Consider the following 16,769-nt stretch of genomic DNA (forward strand, 5'->3'; position numbering starts at 1 on the left):
GTAACGCTCCGCATTTGTCCGACCGCTTCAGAAGGTCTCGGCCCTGGACGCGATACCGGCAACCCCGATATATCGGGCAAGCTGGCCAGACGTCGTGGCCGGACCCCTGCTTCAGCCGGATCCGGGCGTCATAATGATCACATCGCCTCTTGCTGGAACGCTGCGCTGTCCCAGATGCGGCACTCCCGCCGTCCCCGGTGGGCGGTTCTGTTTCCACTGCGGGCTGCCGTTACAGACGGAGAACGGCCCGAACGCCGACGAGGGCGCCGAACGCCGGGTGGTCACCGTCTTGTTCGGTGACCTCTCGGACTTCACCGCCTGGGCCGAGGACCTCGACCCCGAACGCGTCGGGGAGGTCACCGACCGGGTACTCGCCGCACTCGCCCGGGACGTCGCCGAAGTCGGTGGACGGGTCGACAACCTGACCGGGGACGGCATCATGGCGGTCTTCGGTGCGCCGACCGCGCACGAGGACGACCCCGAGCGGGCTGTGCGTGCGGCAGCCGCGATGCAGGAGACCGTCCGCAGACTGGTCACCGACGAAGCCGGCGGCGGACGCCATCTCGGCCTGCGGGTCGGGATCAACACCGGCGAGGTCCTGGCCGGCGTCCAGGCGTCGCTGACCTATACGGTGATCGGTGACACGGTCAACACCGCCGCTCGGCTGTCCGACGCCGCCGCCGTGGGCGCGGTATACGCGGGACACCGGACGGTGGTGGCCACGACCTCGGTGGCGACCTGGCGACCGCTGCCGGCGCTGAAGCTCAAAGGCAAGCGTGAACCGGTACCCGCCTACGAGCTGGTCAGCTTGCGGCCGTCGAACGTCGCCCGGCCGGGGCACGGCGACGACGCGCCGTTCACCGGCCGCGATCCGGACTTCGCGGTGCTCCTGTCCGCTTTCCGCGACGTTGTCGCGCAGAGCCGGCCACGGACCATCGTCATCACCGGCGAGGCGGGGATCGGCAAGACCCGCATTGCCGTGGAACTCGCCCGCCAGGCGGGAGCGCAGCCGGACGCGAGGGTGCTGTGGGGCCGCACCGTCCGCCACGGTGACGGCCGTGACCTCGCGCCGCTGATGGACGTGGTACGCACGGCCTGCGGGGTCGGGGAGGGCGACAGCCCCGACCGGGTCGCCGAACGGGTACGGCGTACCGTCAGCCGGCTCGAGCATCCGGCGGCGCGCACCCGGATCCCCGGTGGCGTTGCGGACAAGCTGCTCGCCCTGTTGGGCGTTCCGCCCAGAGGCCGTTCGACGGTGACATCGGACACCCCACCAGGGGACCCGGCGGGTCGTGAGGGTCATCCTGACGGTCCCGGGGTCCGGGCCGTCGATGCGATCGTCGACGACGTGGCCGTGTTGCTCGGAGGACTGGCCAACGACGGCCCACTTGTGATCATCTTGGATGACCTGGAATGGGCGACAACCGCGCTGTGGCAGGGCCTGCGACGCTTCGCGAGCAGGCTGCGCGGGCCTGTCCTGCTCCTCCTGCTCGACCGCGAGGCCCCGACGCTGACCGACCTTCCGGACCCGGAGCTGCTCGTGCTGGCACCGCTACCGGAAACCGCCGCGGCCAGGCTGCTGCGGGACTACCTGGGCGGCGCCGAACTGGACGAGGCCGCCCGCACCGCGCTGCTCGGCCGAGTGCACGGAAACCCGTTCTTCCTCACCGAGCTGCTGAACCTGCTGGTCGACCGAGGAGTACTCCACCGGGGTCCCGAGTCCGACAACCTGGCCATCGGGTCTGCCGACGCGTTCACCGCGCCGGAGCCGCGGCGCCGCCCGCGGGCCAAGGCGGATTCATCCGCCCCGGGGCCGGCCGCCTGGGTGCTCGAAGGATCGCTGCCGGAGACCACTCTGCCGGCCGGAGTGCAGTCGGTACTGGCCGCCCGTATCGACGACCTCGATCCGATCGCGAAGGCCGTCCTCCGATCGGCGTCGGTGCTCGGCAGTCGGTTCCCCGCGGGGGCACTGCCCGCGCTCGAGGACCGCCGAGGAGACCAGGTTCACCGGGCGCTCGAGACCCTCACCGAACGTCAACTCCTGAGGCCGCCGCATCCCGGTGATCCCATGTGGACGTTCGTCCACCCGATGGCCCGGGACGTGGCCTACGCCGGTCTGCCCAAGGTCGAACGTGCGCGCCGGCACGCCGCCGCGGCCCTGTGGGGTGTGGAGTCCCTGAGCGGCTCGGAGGGGGATGTCGCGGCCTTTGTCGGGCACCATGCCGAGCGTGCCCACGACCTGGCGGCGTCCATGGCGCTTCCCCCGTCCGACCCGGCGTGGTCGGCCCGCCAAGCCGGCTTTCACGCCCTGGTACGGGTCGCCCGCTCGGCGCTGGCCCGCGACGACCACCGCAGCGCGATCGATCTGATCATCAGTGCCCGTCGGCTCGGCCGCGGAATCGTCGGTGAGCTCGACGATCTCGCAGCGGTGGTGCTGCACGCCGAGGCACTGGCGTCGCTGCGCCGTCTTGACGAGGCCGAACGCACCCTACGGCCGGCCCTGCGAGTGACCACACCCGAACTTCGGGCCGCCGCGTACGGCATCCTCGGCGATCTCCGTCACAAACAGGGGCGGGACGATGAGGCAGCGACCGCGCTGGTCACCGCCCTGCAGGAAGCCCAGCGCGCCGGCAGCGACCGGCTGGTCGCCGCGACGCTGCGCCAGCTCGGCCTGCTGGAGTACGCCGCTGGTCGGGTCCGCCACGCCGAGAAGCGGTTCACCGACGCACTGACCCTGGCCCGTCGGGTCGGTGACCCCAGAGGGGTCGGCTGGGCCTTCCAGCATCTTGCCTGGAGCGCGACGACCCGAGGGGACTACCCGAACGCCGAGAAGTACCTGCGGGATGCCTCGGAGGTCTTCAGGCGGCTCGATGACACCGGTGGTCTGGGCTGGTGCGCGGGAACCGAGGCACTGGTCTGGCTGCTGTCCGGTCAGCTCAGCCGCGCCCGCCAAGTCGCGCGGGAACTGGCCGAGATGGCCGAGTCGCTGGGCGAGCGGTGGGGTCTGGCCGTGTGCCTGACCATCGACGCGGTCGCCGCCGCCGAGCTCGGGGACATTGCCGAGGCGGAAGCCGGCGCCGAGCGGGCGGCGGAGTTGTTCCAGGCCACCGGCGACACGTGGGGAGCCGCGTTCACTCTCGTGGCCAAGGGTCTTGCCGCCCGCGGCGCCGGCGATCCGGAGCGGGGCGCGGCGCACCTGCAGAACGCCCATGCGGCCGCCGACGTGGGCGGCCACGCGGTGGTCGGGGCCTTCGCCCTGGTGCTGCTCGGGCTCACCCGGCTCGATGCCGGCCTGCTCGACTCCGCCGAGCAGGCCGCGACCCTGGCTCTGGAAACGCTCGACGGCCTTGAACTGCAACCCCATGCCCAGCTCGGAGCCAAGGTCCTGGCCGCCCAGGTCGCGCGGGCCCGTGGACGCCTCCAGGAGTCGATCCTCCTGCTGGAGGAGGCGTTGGCCGCGGGAGAACCGGCAACCCTGCTGTTCCCGCGCCGTCAGGCGTATGCGCATCTGGCCGGCACCCTCCTCGACGCGGGCAGGCCCGCCGAGGCGCTGGCTGTGGCCCGGCGTGCGGTCGAGGTGGAAGCGGAGGACATCCGCGCCCAGGTACTGGCCTGGCGGGCGCTGGGCAACGTCCTGGTCGCCAGCGGCAAGCCGGCCGAGGGCCGGGCCGCCTATGAGAAGGCACTGGCCGCGGCGACGGCGACGGGCGCGGTGAGTGAGGTTCCGCAGACCCGCAGGCTTCTCGCCACGCTACTGAACGAGTCGAAGATCCCGACCGTCCCGGATGCCGGGGCGACCAACTCCGCGACGAACCGGTCAATGCCGCAGACCCTGCCGCCGGCAGTGCCGACGCTGGCCGCGGAGCCGACAGCCCAGGCATGAGGCAGGTCCTGGACAGCGCGCCGGTCGCGCTGTCCAGGACCTGCCGGTGGGTAGTCGGACCGGCCTGTGCCCCCTCAGGCCGGACCTAACGAGCGCGGCGGGCGAGCCGTTCCCGGTCGAGCAGCACGACCGCGCGGGAGTCCAGCCGCAGCCAGCCACGGGTCGCGAAGTCCGCGAGCGCCTTGTTGACCGTCTCGCGGGAAGCCCCGACCAGTTGGGCAAGCTCCTCCTGGGTGAGGCCGTGCTCGACACGGACCCCGGCCGCCTCGTTGCCCGGCTGGGCCGGCTCACCGAACCGTTCGGCGAGATCGAGAAGGTTTTTGGCCACCCGGCCGGGCACATCGGTGAAGACCATGTCAGCCATGGAGTCGTTGGTTCGACGCAGGCGCTGGGCCAGTACCCGCAGCAGCCCTGAGGCTGCTTCGGGACGGGTGGCCAGCCACGGCCGCAACGCGGTGTGCTCCAGCGAGACCAACGACGCGTCCGTTACCGCGGTCGCGGTCGCGGTCCGGGGTCCAGGGTCGAACAGCGACATTTCACCGAACATGTCGCCGGGACCCATCACGATCAGGAGGTTCTCGCGTCCGTCGGACGCGGTCCGCCCGATCTTGACCTTCCCGGCAAGGATGACGAAGACACGGTCTCCGGTTTCACCTTCACGAAACAATACGTCACCTCGAGCGACACTCTGTCGTTCAAGATGATCATTTAGGGCCTGCCGATCCTGTTCGGAAAGGCCGGCAAACATGGGAACACGGGCAAGCAGATCGTCCACGGCGTCCGAGCATGCCAGGAGTGGAGCCAAAGGGCACGACCTGGAAGCCCCGAGAGGCTGTCGGGTCCTGAACAGTTGGGTCCAATCCGGGTATTTACGACCCACCGAGCTCGATGGGTGACCGCATCAACCACACGGCTGCATACACACCGACAGATTTGATAACTATCAGTAACAAAAAGTGTGATCGGCAATGGTCGGGCCGGGACCTGCGGTCCGGCCGTCAGGCTGCCCGGTGTTTACCCGGCGCGGACCGACGCAAACGTCGGCGGTAGCGCTCCAGAGCGGCCGGCAGCCCCTGGGAGACAAAGGTGTTCACCTCGTCCGGACGGGCGTTGTCGAGGAAACGCTCCAGACCCTGCCCCGAGTCGGCGGCGCGCAGAGGACGTTCCACTCGCTCCATGGCAAGCAGCAGGGCGAGCAGCACGAGCGGGAAGGAGATCGCGGCAATCAGAAACATGGCGGGCACCATGGTGAAGGACGACGGTGTGTAACCGGCAACCGGGGTCCCGGTGTGTCCTGCGACTTTGGACACACCGGGGTCGAGGACCGACCGCATCAATGATCCATCCGCCGGATATCCTGGTGCGCGTGACCGCCCTCGCCGACACCGCGACCGAGAGCCCGCTCGCGCGGACACGGCGGGCCCGAAAGATCGTTCGTATTCTCGGTGAACTCCACCCGGACGCCCGGATCGCCCTGAACTTCAGCAACCCGCTCGAACTCCTCGTCGCGACCGTCCTGTCCGCGCAGTGCACCGACAAGAAGGTCAACGAGGTCACCCCCGCGGTATTCGCGCGATACCGCACGGCCGCCGACTACGCCGCGGCCGATCGCGCGGAGCTCGAGGCCCTCCTACGACCGACCGGATTCTTCCGGGCCAAGGCAAACTCGATCATCGGCATCGGCGCGGCCCTCGTCGAACGCTTCTCCGGCACGGTACCCGGACGCCTGGACGACCTCGTGACGCTGCCCGGCGTGGGCCGCAAGACCGCCAACGTCGTACTCGGACATGTTTTCGACATCCCGGGCATCACCGTCGACACCCATGTCGGACGCCTGTCCCGCAGGTTCGGACTCACCGGCAGCACCGATCCGGTCAAGGTCGAAAGCGACCTCGCCGAACTGCTTGAGCGGCGCGACTACACGACCGCCTCAGATCGAATGATCTTTCATGGCCGGCGGATCTGTCACTCCCGGCGTCCTGCCTGCGGCGCGTGCGGCCTCGCCCGGCTGTGTCCGTCGTTCGGGCTCGGCCCGACCACGCCGGAAGAGGCCCGCCGGCTGGTACGCGCAGATACCGAAGCGGTCGGGTGAACACGGCCCCGCGTCCGGACAGCACCGGAGCCCACCAGCCCTCCCTGCGTGCCCAGGGCGTCCAGGCGCGGGCCGCGCCGGGGTCCGCTGACGGCCCGGCCGGACCCGACTGGCTCGCCGATCTCGCCAAGGCCCTGCACACATCCCGTCCGGACCAGCTTTCCCGCTCCCGGCCGCCGGTCATGAGACGTTCCGGCGCACGTCCCGCGGCCGTGCTCATGTTGATCGGCGACAGCCCGGACGGGCCGGACATCCTGCTCATCGAACGCGCGCCCGACCTGCGCAGCCACGCCGGCCAGCCGGCCTTCCCCGGCGGAGCCACCGACCTCGGGGACGCCTCCCCGGTCGCCACCGCACTTCGGGAGGCGCAGGAGGAGGTCGGGCTCGACCCGGCGGGTGTCCAGGTGCTGGCCGCCGGACCCGCCCTCTACCTGCCACCCAGTCACTTCCTGGTAACACCGGTCCTGGCCTGGTGGCACACGCCGTGCCCCGTGGCACCGGTGGACACGAGCGAGACGTCGGCGGTGGCGCGGGTGCCCGTCGCGGAGCTCGCGGATCCGGCGAACCGGGTGCTGGTCCACCACGCACGGACCGGACATGTCGGCCCGGCCTTCCGCACCCGCGGAATGTTCATCTGGGGCTTCACCGGTGGGCTGCTCGACGCGCTGCTGCGGATGGGCGGCTGGGAGCGCCCATGGCTGCCCGCCGAACAGGTCAAGGCCCCGACACCGACCGCGACCGGGACCACCGAGGGAAGCCGGGCGTCGGAGCTGGGAGGCGACTCCGAATAATGAGTGCGCATGCGGGCGATACGGTCAGCCCGGTCGGCAACGGACCGGAGGCAACCATGAACGCGATGACCTGCCCGGGCACTACCCGGCGCCTCCGGGCCGGCGGTGACCGGCCGCGGCGTCACGGTAAGGCAATCATCGCCGCGCTCGCCGTCATCTTTGCCGTGCTCGGCCTTGCGGGCTGTGGGAGCAGTGCACCGACCAGTTCGTCCACGGTCGTCACCAGCGCCACACCAAAGATCGAAAACGGCGTCCAGGTGTTCAACGTGGTCGGGACGGCCGCTCTGAAGTTCTCGCCATCGACACTGATCGCCGGACCTGGGAAGATCACCGTAAACCTGACGGTCGAGTCCGGCTCTCCTCCGCACAACCTCGTGGTCGAATCGATTTCTGGCGCCCGAACCGACTTCGCCTCGGTCGACCGGCCGCGGTCGGTCACGTTCACCGTGGACAAGCCTGGAAACTACCGGTTCGTCTGCACGATCCACCCGAGCATGCAGGGCACACTGACGATCAGCTAACGGATACCGGGTCGCCAAACATGTTCGACATTCTCGACGTCATCCTGCTCCTCGCCATGATTATTTTTGGCGTCTCCGGCTACCGGCAGGGTTTCGTCGTCGGCGCGCTGTCCTTCGTCGGCTTCCTCGGCGGCGGCGTCCTCGGCGCGAACATCGCCGCACCGTTCGCACGGCTCATCGGCGCCGAGGCGGACGGCGCCGTCGTCGGCATCCTGGTCGTCCTCGGACTCGCCCTGATCGGACAGGTCGCAGCCACCGCCATCGGCGCGGGGGTGCGCAACCGGCTCACCTGGCGTCCAGGCCAGACCGTCGACTCCGTGGCGGGTGCGGCCCTGTCCGCGATCTCGGTGCTGCTCGTGGCATGGCTGCTGGCAACCGCTGTCGACCGCTCCCCCTTCAACACCCTCGCCGAGCATGTCCGCAGGTCCGAGGTACTGAAAACCGTCGACGCGGTCATGCCGGACACCGTCCGCGGCGCCTTCGCCGACCTGCGCCAACTCGTCGACCAGAACGGCTTTCCCGAGGTCTTCTCCAGCCTCGGCGGGGAACGGATCGTGCCCGTTGAGGCACCGGACGCGGGGGCGGCCGACACCCAGGCGGTCAGAACGGCGTCGGCCAGCATTCTGAAGATCCGCGGCGTGGCGCCGTCATGCTCCAAACAGGTCGAGGGCAGCGGCTTCGTCTATGCCACGGAGCGAGTCATGACAAACGCCCACGTCGTCGCTGGTGTCCCTCGGCCGCAGGTCGAGGTGGGCAACACCGCGATGCCGGCACGGGTGGTGCTGTTCGATCCGAATACCGACATCGCGGTTCTGTACGTACCCGGGTTGCACCGGACACCACTGGCCTTCCAGGCTGATCCACCGGGCCGGGCCGGGGACGACGCGGTTGTCGCCGGATATCCGCAGGACGGCTCATACACGACCGCGGTGGCGCGTATCCGCAACCGCCAGACGGCCAGGGCGCCGAACATCTACTCGCAGGGCACTGTGCTGCGCGACATCTACGCCGTCCGCGGCCAGGTGTTGCCGGGAAACTCCGGGGGGCCGTTGCTGTCCGAGGAGGGCACCGTCTACGGCGTCGTGTTCGCGGCCGCGACAAACGACTCGAACACCGGGTACGCGCTGACCACCACCGAGGTGAACGACTCAGCCGCTGTCGGCCGGGTCGCGACCACTGCTGTCAGCACCCAGGGCTGCGACTGAGAAGGCTGCCCGGACGCGCTGATGATCAACGGGCGAGCCAGGAAAGGATCTCCTTGGTGACGGTTTCCGGGGCCTCCTCGGGAAGGAAGTGGCCCACCCCGTCCAGCAGCTTCCAGGTGTAGGGACCGCTCACGTAACGTCCCGAGCCCTGGGCGGTGGACGCAAGCATGCACTGGTCCGCGGAACCGTGCAGATGCAGGGTCGGAGCCGTCACCGAACGGCGCAACGCCGCCGCGAACCGCGCCCCGTCCGGCCGGAACAGCGAACGGAAAACCCACCGGTGGTATTCAAGTGAGCTGTGCGCGACACCCGGGATGCGGATCGCCTCACGGTAGCGACGCTCCGCCTCGACGTCCGGGTAGCCCGGCCCGCCCCACAGGCGCAACACCCGACCGACAAAGGCCGCGTCATCGGCAACCAGCAGTCGCTCCGGACGCCACGGAAGCTGGAAGGCGATCAGGTGTCGACCGGTAACCCCCTGCCCGCGCGGACTGGCCACCATCTCATGCCGCAGTCGCAACGGATGTGGCGTTGAGATCACCACCAGGCTGCGCACAAGCTGCGGGCACAGCGCCGCCGTCGTCCAGCCCGCCAGGCCACCCCAGTCGTGCCCGACAATCACCGCGTCGGATTCGCCGAGCGCCCGGACGAGCCCGGCAACATCGTCGGACAGGGTGAACGCGTCATACCCGCGAGGGGGCTTGTCGCTGGCGCCGTAGCCACGCAGATCCGCGGCCACCACCCGGTAACCAGCGGCCGCGATGCCGGTGAGCTGATGCCGCCAAGCCCACCAGAACTGCGGGAAGCCGTGCAGCAACAGCACGAGCGGGCCCTCTCCGAGCTCGACCACGTGCAAGCGGGTGCCGTTGGTAGAGACGTCACGGTGTCGCCACGGTCCGTCCACAAGGACGGCGCTGACCTCTGGAACGGCGGACTCCATCACACGTCACAATGACAGACACTCGAGCTCGACCTGCCTGGACCGACCTGCCTGGACCGACCTGCCGGTCGACACCTGGCGTCCCGCAGGCAGGTGTCGACCGTTCAGTGAACGGACGCCCCGTTTCTCGAGTAGCTTCCCGACCGTCCATCGGAGTGGTTTCCTCCGGACTCCACGATCGCCGTCGGGTTCTTCAGCCACGCTATGTCGTCCTTGACCGTCTGCAGCGTGCGCTCCGGTGGCGAAAGCTTCTTCAACCGGTTCGCCGCGAACAGACTCAGCAGACCGGCGACGACCAGGTAGAGCAGGGCGGTCAGGAAGTACGACCAGAACCGTTCGACTCCCGCCCAGGTGAACAACTCACCGAGCCCGATCGTCACCGCGAGCAGAGCACCCAGGCCAAGCCCGGCAGCGGCCCCGAGAAACCCGGCGCCGATCGCGGCGGACATCGCCTGCTGCGACAGTTCCGCCTTCGCGAGATTGATCTCCTGCCGGACGAGCAGCGACATGTCCCTCGTCGCGACAGCCACAAGTTCGCCGAGTGTCGCGTCTCGGCCGGTGGAGCGGTCCTGCATGGGGGTCGACACCGTTGATCCTCCTTCTGGGCACGGGCTGTCCTCCGCGGACGCGGGCTGCCGCATCGAGCTGGCAGCGGCACCGCGTGACGCCCGATACCGTCCAGGTCACCAGATGGTGCCCGGTCGGCAACGGTTCAACACATCCGCCACGCTCGTCCGTGGTCGTTCAACGGGGATGGACCACGTCCGAGATGGCCGGCAGCTCCCCCGCGTCCGAACTGATGGCGGATCCCGCATCACTGCCGCTTCCTGTTCCTGCCGCGGGACCCTTCTGTGCGCAGTCTGCCGCGTTCGGAGCCTTACCGTTGCCCGGACGCGCTGTGATACGCACACCTGGCCGGATCGGGCCATCCCGCCCGGACTTTCGGGTGCACGTGGCCCGGCGGACGAACCATGGGATCCATCCCGTTCGCCGCTTGCAACAAGATCAATGGAAAGTCCGAGTACGGACGGGTTATCCGGCGGCATCGCACGGATACGATCGGACGGGCGCCCAACAACTCATCCCCGCGGCGCACAGACGGTAGCGTACGGACAATGACCGCTGTTGCCGCCGAGTCGGACCCTCTCGCGCGCCTCGCGGCTCTGCCGGGCGTGACCGACTCGGTCACCGCTGCCCGAACATCCGTCGACACCCTGCTACGTCACCGGGTCATGCGTCGCGACAGCGCCAAGGTGACCGCCGAGGCGTCGCTGCGGACCGCGCGGGCGTCAGCGGCACTGGAAGGTTACGACATCGGGTTGGACGGCCTGCGCACACACCTCGCCCGAGATCCATCCACGCCGACCGCCGACGCCGGAGAATCCATCAAGGTCACGCTAGGCGCGGTCCGGCTCTACGCGGAGCTCGGAACACTTCACAGCGCCTGGGAACGAGCGCCGCGTCAGGCACTCGCCCGGATGCACATGCTCGTCGCGCGCGGCCTCATCGCGGACGCCGATCTCGGCCGGCCCCGTGCCGCGGATCGGTCCGGACCGGAGGCCCTCGACACCACGCACCCGGCGGATCCCCTCGGCCTGGGCCCGGCGCCGGCGCCCGGCGAGACCGCCGCACGCCTCGGCGGGCTGACCGAACTACTCCTGGCCAGGACCACCGCACCGGCAATCATCGTTGCCGCGATCGTGGAAGGCGAACTGCTGGCCGTCCGCCCGTTCGGCAGGTTCGACGGCATCGTCGCCCGGGCTGCGGGGCGGCTGGTGCTCATCAGCCGGGGCCTCGATCCCAAGGCCGTGACCGCGACGGACGTCGGACACGTCGAAGCGGCGCAGGCATCCGCCGACGACTACGCCGGCGCGGCACGCGCCTACACCGCGGCAGGGGCCGACGGCGTCGGCCGTTGGATCATCCACTACGCCCGTGCCCTGGAGCTGGGCGCCCGCGAATCCCTCGCCGTCTGCGAGGCCATCGCCCGGACGAACTGAACGATCCCGCTCGAGTCGTTCTTCTCAATCATCCTGGTCGGCGGTTTCACCGATGTCCCGCCGGGTAGGCACGTGGCTGCGAGACGAGTCCCGCAGCCTTGCCCAAGTTCCGCATCCTCGTCCGGCATTCGTGGGATCTCGACAAGGTCCCACCGGACGGCTCCCGCGACGCCCCCGAACGGGAGCCGTCCACCAGCCTGGTGCCTGATCGCGCAGAGCCTCACGGTTACGCCGATAGTGATTCCCGATTCGGGACAGAAACCTTTATTACAGCATATCGAGGGCCTGTGGAGGAGGAATCCTCCACAGGCCCTCGATGCGTCATGGTGAACGCCCGTCCCCACCCCTGACGACGGAAGGGCCCTGCCATGACATCCGCACCGCCCGTTCTGACTCTCACCGAATCCGAGCCCGAACCGAGCACCCGCCCGCTGGTGGTCACCGACGAGCCACAACTGCTTGACGACTTGCTACGCCTTGCAGCCGCGGCCGGCGTCACCGTGGACGCGGTCGCCGATGCGCAGCTCGCCCGCAGGTACTGGAACAACGCCCCGCTGGTCGTCGTCGGCACCGACCGGGTAACCGCATGCGTCGCTGCCGGGCTGCCACGACGCCGTGGCGTCGTCCTCATCAGCTCCGACCTTGACGACGGCGGTGTGTGGGAAGCTGCGGTCCGCATCGGCGCTGAACACGTGGCTTTTCTGCCCGATGCCGAGGCCTGGATGCTCGACCTGTTCGTCGACGCCGCCGAGTCGGACCAGCGCCGTGCCCTCGTGGTCGGCGTGATCGGCGGTCGTGGTGGCGCTGGAGCCACCAGTCTGGCGATCGCCCTGGCACTCGCCTCCCTCCGCCGCGATCTCAACACGGTGCTGGTGGACGCCGACCCCCTTGGCGGAGGCATCGACCTCGCACTCGGAATCGAGGACCGGCCCGGCCTGCGGTGGCCAGACCTGACCTCCGCCCGCGGACGGATGCCACGCCGGATACCGACCGAGGCCCTTCCGTCCCTCGGGGACCTCGCAGTGCTGTCCTGGGACCGGATCAGCCCGACCGCGATCCCACCTTCCGTGATGACCTCGATGCTGACCGGCGCCAGGCGCGGCAAGGATCTCCTTGTTGTCGACCTTCCCCGGTTTCCCGACCAGGCCGCCGCGATCGCGATGCAGATGGCAGAAATCATCCTTGTCGTCGTGCCGGCCGAGGTCCGCGCGATCGCCGCTGCCGCTCGGATCTGCGACACGGCCAACCGGCACTGCGCGGACGTTCGTGTTGTCGTGCGGCTTCCAGGTCCGGCCCGGTTGAACGCCGTCACCGTCTCCGACGCGCTCGCACTACCGGTCGCCGGGGTGCTCCGGCACGACCATGGCCTGGCAACCGGACTGGAACGGGGAGAACCGCCGGGCAGCCGCCGCCGCAGCTCACTGGCCCGGGTCGGGATGCGGATCCTCAGCGACCTGGGGCTGACGCACTCGGACGTAGCGGCGTGAGCGCGTATCCGACCGACAGACCGGCCGCCGTGCCCCTGCCCCGCCGGCCATCTGATCCCATCGCGGTCGAACGGACCGGACCGGACCGTTCCAGACCCACTCCACTCTCGGCAGCTTCCTCCGGAGTCGCAAGCGGCCCGCAACCCGACGAAACCCTGCTCGCAGGCATCCGTCGCCGGCTGGCCGACGCGGACGGAGCCCTGACCTCCTCAAGGATCGCCGTGGCCGTTCGAGAGGAGACCGGCCCCGCCGACAGCGACTCCCTCGCACTACACCGGCTGCTGCAGTCGGAGCTTGTCGGCGCCGGCCCGCTCGAACCGCTGCTGGCCGACCCATCCGTCACCGACATCCTCGTCAACGGACCCGGTGAGGTCTGGGTTGACCGCGGCACCGGGATCGAGCGATGCGACATCACCTTCGCCGACGACGATGCGGTACGCCGCCTCGCGGTCCGGCTGGCCGCCGCGACCGGGCGACGTCTCGACGCGGCGACTCCGTTCGCTGACGCGAGACTCGGCGACGGCACCCGCCTGCACGCGGTACTCGCCCCGGTCGCGGTGACAGGGACCTGTCTGTCGCTGCGGGTACCCAGACGGCGACCATTCACACTGGACAGCCTCGTCTCAACCGGAACGATCCCGTCCGTCATGGCCGACGTGCTGGACGCGGTGGTCCAGGCCCGCCTGGCGACCCTGGTAACGGGCGGCACAGGTTCAGGCAAGACGACAATGCTGGGCGCACTGTTGGGACAGGTGGACCCGGGCGAGCGGGTCGTAGTCGTGGAGGACACCACCGAACTCGTCGCGGAGCTGGCTCATGTCGTCCGTCTGGAGTCCCGCCCGCCCAACATCGAGGGTGCCGGCGGGATCAACCTACGCGATCTGGTGCGCCAGGCACTGCGGATGCGGCCCGATCGGATAGTGGTCGGCGAGGTCCGCGGCGCCGAAGTCGTGGACCTTCTCGTGGCGCTCAACACAGGCCACGAAGGAGGCTTCAGCACCGTGCATGCCAATACGGCGGCCGATGTCCCGGCCCGCCTCGAGGCCCTCGCCTCGCTCGCGGGGCTCGACCGTGCAGCCCTGCACAGCCAACTTGCCTCGGCAGTGCAGGCCGTCGTCCACATCAGCCGAAACCGTGATGGCATCCGCCGACTCACCGAGATCGGCGTACTGCATCGCGACGAGGACGGTCTGGTGCGCGTGCTGGACGCCGTGCGGGTGCGCTACCACGCACCATCGGGGGATCGCATACAACCAGGGAACCACGTTCCGCCGGAAGCCACGATCAACCCGAGCACAGCCGGAATCGTCATGGCCGGTCCGGGCGCGCACATCCTCGACAGGCTGCTCGGGACACGCGGGGTCCCGCGCATGCTCGGCGACACAACGGCTGGGAGCCGGCTGTGCTGACGACGGCGTTCGCCGCCAGCTGCTGCGCCGGCGCCGCCGCACTCGCCGTGGGGCCGATCGGACGGCGTCCCCCGGCGGTCCGGTCAACGGGGACGCAGCAGAACGCCAGCAGGCCGGCCGACGAGCCGACCAGACGGCTACGCCTGCCGGTTACCGGCTCCTGGATGCCACCAACGCTTCTGGCGATCGCGACGGTTGTAATCGGCGCGGGTCTCGGTCCGGTGGCTGCCTACACCGGCATCGTTGGCTTCTGGGCGACCCGACGGGCTCTACACCGGACCTCGGTCCGGCGTCGGCGCAACACGCAACGCGCGCACGCCGAAGAAGTACTGTCCGCCCTTGCCACCGAACTCGAAGCGGGTCTCAGCCCGACCGAGGCGCTGCGCTCAGCCGTCCACGATGTCGCTGACGCAACTGGCCAGACACGGGTCCGCCAGACCGGTCGGCGCAACGACACCCCGATCGACGAGCCCCTGACCCTGGATGCCGAACTCGCCCACGGGGCAGACCCGGCGGTGGTTCTGGCTCGCTTTGAGACGCCAACGTTACGCCAGCTCGCAGCGGCATGGCGAGTCAGTCAGAACGCCGGTATCCCGTTGGCCCCCCTGGCCAACAGGCTTGCCATCGTGGTTCGCGCCGAGCGCGAGCAGGACGGCGAGATCACCGCGGCGCTCGCCGGACCGCGGGCATCGGGGCGACTGGTCGCATCCCTGCCCGTTGTCGGTATTGCGCTCGGGGCCTTACTGGGTGCTTCCCCGCTCGAGATCCTGCTCGGTACCCCGGCCGGAACCGCCTGTCTTGCGGTCGGCGTGACACTTGACCTCGCCGGGCTCGCATGGATCAACCGACTCACCGACGCTGCCCAAAGACGCAGCCCGACTGGCAATGATCGCGTCAGTACGACTGACCCATCGTCGACGGCGGGGGTGTCACGGTGACTGCCCGAGCTGCGCCGGCCACGGTGGTCATCAGCGGATCAGCAGCCAGGATCATGGCGTTCCACCTGCTTGCCGCCGGGAAACAGCTGTCGCCGACCACGCACCACCAACGGGAGGTGCTGCTCACCGTCGCTGCCATCTGCATGGCGTCAGCGGCCTGGCTGATCGGGACGACGACCCTCGGTGATCGCGCCCGGCTCCGCGCGCTCACGCTCCGCCCACCGGCCGGAGCGGACGCCGTATCGGACCGGCTGCTGCCGAACGAGCACCTGCCCAACAGCGGGGTATCAGGCCCCGACCCGGCCAGCAGCCAGCTGATCGGTCCGTCGCGACCAGCGGTGAGCTGGTCGGCGATCCGGAGAGTCGGGGTCGGTGTCGCGGCTGGGCTCGGTCCCGTCGTCCTGTTTCCCGGCCCCGTCGGCTTACTCACCGGGACCGCCGTCGGGGTGGTCGCGGTTCGCGTGCTGGCCTACAGGCCAGCACGCGACGAGCAGCGTCAACGCGAACTCCTCGCCGCCGATCTTCCGTTGGCCCTCGACCTCATCGCAGCCTGTCTGACGGCCGGTGCGCCCATCGTGACCGCTCTGGATATCGTGGCTGAGGCGGTTGCCGGTCCGCTCGGGGCGGAACTGGGCATCGTCAGTCGTGGTCTGCGCCTCGGCGCGTCTCCGGCGGAAGCCTGTCGTCGGCTACTCGATCCCGGCCGGCGGACTCGACCCGGCCCGAGCCGGTGGGCAGGAGCCGGCCCAGCCATGCTTGCATCGGGTTCCAGACCCGCACCGGGCTCGAACGAGATAGCCGCATTCGCACGGGCGTTGCACCGCACCGAGGACTCAGGGGCAAGGCTGGCCATGACCCTGGAACGGCTCGCGGACCAGACCCGGGTACGCCAACAGGAACATGCACTGGCCGCGGCACGCCGGGCAGGGGTCGCCGCGGTCGCACCGCTGGGACTGTGCTTTCTGCCCGCATTCATCTCGCTGGGGGTCGTGCCGGTCGTCATCGGGGCGGGCTCGGGCCTGGCAATCCTCTGACAGCTTGTGGACAACGAGCCGCTTATCCACACAGCGGTCATTGCTCTCGCCACGACCGGCTTCCCGCGGCATTCTTGTCACACGGACCAAGTGCATATATGTCAAGCCTGAAATTTCCGTAAAATGCTGGGCCGGCGAACCGGAGGTCACCCGTCATGCCCACACCACCATCACGCGGGACTCTGCTCATGACTCGATGGAAGGAGCTGCTTGCGAAGATATTCGTGGGCGCTCTGCCATACCTGACAGGCGACCCTTCACACCGCCACCGAGCCAACCGGTGGACGATCCCGGCCGCAGACTTTCCAAGACGCCGTGGCGACGCGGGGATGTCAACCGCGGAATACGCGGTGGGCACAGTTGCCGCGGTCGGCTTCGCCACCGTCCTCTATGGTGTGATCCACAGTTCTGCGACGCGGTCCCTGCTGACCGGTCTGGTCAACCGAGCGCTGTCGGTCACCTTCTGACG

15 protein-coding genes are annotated in these 16,769 nt (G+C 69.4%); 11 read left to right on the forward strand and 4 right to left on the reverse strand.

The features are described 5' to 3' along the window. The first annotated feature begins 133 nt into the window (after window positions 1–133). A complete protein-coding gene (locus NBW77_RS07220; protein ID WP_250279475.1) occupies window positions 134–3,883 on the forward strand; it encodes a tetratricopeptide repeat protein in 3,750 nt (1,249 codons plus the stop codon). A gap of 85 nt (window positions 3,884–3,968) precedes the next feature. Here the strand turns inward: NBW77_RS07220 and NBW77_RS07225 are convergent, their stop codons facing one another. Together NBW77_RS07225 and NBW77_RS07230 are read right to left on the reverse strand one after the other, a co-directional pair. After that, the gene (locus tag NBW77_RS07225) at window positions 3,969–4,550 is read right to left on the reverse strand and encodes a Crp/Fnr family transcriptional regulator (RefSeq protein WP_284346895.1); all 582 of its coding nucleotides are present in this window, start codon (window positions 4,548–4,550) and stop codon (window positions 3,969–3,971) included. Window positions 4,551–4,881: 331 nt separating this feature from the next. Beyond that, on the reverse strand, window positions 4,882–5,118 hold the full coding sequence (locus NBW77_RS07230; protein ID WP_131749223.1) for a hypothetical protein: 237 nt from the start codon (window positions 5,116–5,118) through the stop codon (window positions 4,882–4,884). 125 nt (window positions 5,119–5,243) lie between these two features. Here NBW77_RS07230 and nth point away from each other — a divergent pair, with 125 nt between their 5' ends. From nth to NBW77_RS07250, 4 genes are read left to right on the forward strand one after another with little or no spacing between them, the layout of a single operon-like run. Next, the gene (gene nth, locus NBW77_RS07235; RefSeq protein WP_502799449.1) at window positions 5,244–5,975 is read left to right on the forward strand and encodes an endonuclease III; all 732 of its coding nucleotides are present in this window, start codon (window positions 5,244–5,246) and stop codon (window positions 5,973–5,975) included. After that, window positions 5,972–6,766 carry an NUDIX hydrolase gene (locus NBW77_RS07240; protein WP_502799450.1) on the forward strand — a complete coding sequence of 265 codons (795 nt, stop codon included), beginning with the start codon at window positions 5,972–5,974 and terminating at the stop codon, window positions 6,764–6,766. Before nth ends, NBW77_RS07240 begins: the two co-directional genes overlap by 4 nt. After that, window positions 6,766–7,287: a cupredoxin domain-containing protein gene (locus NBW77_RS07245; RefSeq protein WP_250279476.1), complete on the forward strand. Its 522-nt coding sequence runs from the start codon at window positions 6,766–6,768 to the stop codon at window positions 7,285–7,287. The genes NBW77_RS07240 and NBW77_RS07245 overlap by 1 nt, the downstream gene beginning before the upstream one ends. A gap of 20 nt (window positions 7,288–7,307) precedes the next feature. Further along, window positions 7,308–8,492 carry a MarP family serine protease gene (locus NBW77_RS07250; protein ID WP_131749143.1) on the forward strand — a complete coding sequence of 395 codons (1,185 nt, stop codon included), beginning with the start codon at window positions 7,308–7,310 and terminating at the stop codon, window positions 8,490–8,492. A 25-nt stretch (window positions 8,493–8,517) separates the two neighbouring features. Here the strand turns inward: NBW77_RS07250 and NBW77_RS07255 are convergent, their stop codons facing one another. Both NBW77_RS07255 and NBW77_RS07260 read right to left on the reverse strand, forming a co-directional pair. After that, window positions 8,518–9,432 (reverse strand): alpha/beta fold hydrolase, encoded by a 915-nt coding sequence (locus tag NBW77_RS07255; protein ID WP_131749145.1) that lies wholly within the window; start codon window positions 9,430–9,432, stop codon window positions 8,518–8,520. Window positions 9,433–9,536: 104 nt separating this feature from the next. Further along, complete coding sequence (locus NBW77_RS07260; protein ID WP_131749229.1) at window positions 9,537–10,007, reverse strand: phage holin family protein; 471 nt, start codon at window positions 10,005–10,007, stop codon at window positions 9,537–9,539. Window positions 10,008–10,547: 540 nt separating this feature from the next. Between NBW77_RS07260 and NBW77_RS07265 the strand changes: the two genes are divergently transcribed. From NBW77_RS07265 to NBW77_RS22745, 6 genes are all read left to right on the forward strand, one after another. Beyond that, the gene (locus NBW77_RS07265) at window positions 10,548–11,432 is read left to right on the forward strand and encodes a Fic family protein (protein WP_131749147.1); all 885 of its coding nucleotides are present in this window, start codon (window positions 10,548–10,550) and stop codon (window positions 11,430–11,432) included. A 368-nt stretch (window positions 11,433–11,800) separates the two neighbouring features. Then, on the forward strand, window positions 11,801–12,919 hold the full coding sequence (ssd, locus tag NBW77_RS07270) for a septum site-determining protein Ssd (protein WP_131749149.1): 1,119 nt from the start codon (window positions 11,801–11,803) through the stop codon (window positions 12,917–12,919). Beyond that, window positions 12,916–14,328: a TadA family conjugal transfer-associated ATPase gene (locus NBW77_RS07275; RefSeq protein WP_242606128.1), complete on the forward strand. Its 1,413-nt coding sequence runs from the start codon at window positions 12,916–12,918 to the stop codon at window positions 14,326–14,328. Before ssd ends, NBW77_RS07275 begins: the two co-directional genes overlap by 4 nt. Beyond that, window positions 14,322–15,266: a type II secretion system F family protein gene (locus NBW77_RS07280; RefSeq protein ID WP_131749151.1), complete on the forward strand. Its 945-nt coding sequence runs from the start codon at window positions 14,322–14,324 to the stop codon at window positions 15,264–15,266. Before NBW77_RS07275 ends, NBW77_RS07280 begins: the two co-directional genes overlap by 7 nt. Further along, window positions 15,263–16,300, forward strand: coding sequence for a type II secretion system F family protein (locus NBW77_RS07285; protein ID WP_131749153.1), 1,038 nt, complete (start codon window positions 15,263–15,265; stop codon window positions 16,298–16,300). The genes NBW77_RS07280 and NBW77_RS07285 overlap by 4 nt, the downstream gene beginning before the upstream one ends. A 188-nt stretch (window positions 16,301–16,488) precedes the next feature. After that, complete coding sequence (locus NBW77_RS22745; protein WP_131749232.1) at window positions 16,489–16,767, forward strand: DUF4244 domain-containing protein; 279 nt, start codon at window positions 16,489–16,491, stop codon at window positions 16,765–16,767. The last annotated feature ends 2 nt before the right edge of the window (window positions 16,768–16,769 follow it).

Origin of the sequence: Frankia sp. Cppng1_Ct_nod, assembly GCF_920656135.1 — a bacterium.
In the GTDB taxonomy this organism is placed as follows: Bacteria; Actinomycetota; Actinomycetes; order Frankiales; family Frankiaceae; genus Protofrankia; species Protofrankia meridionalis.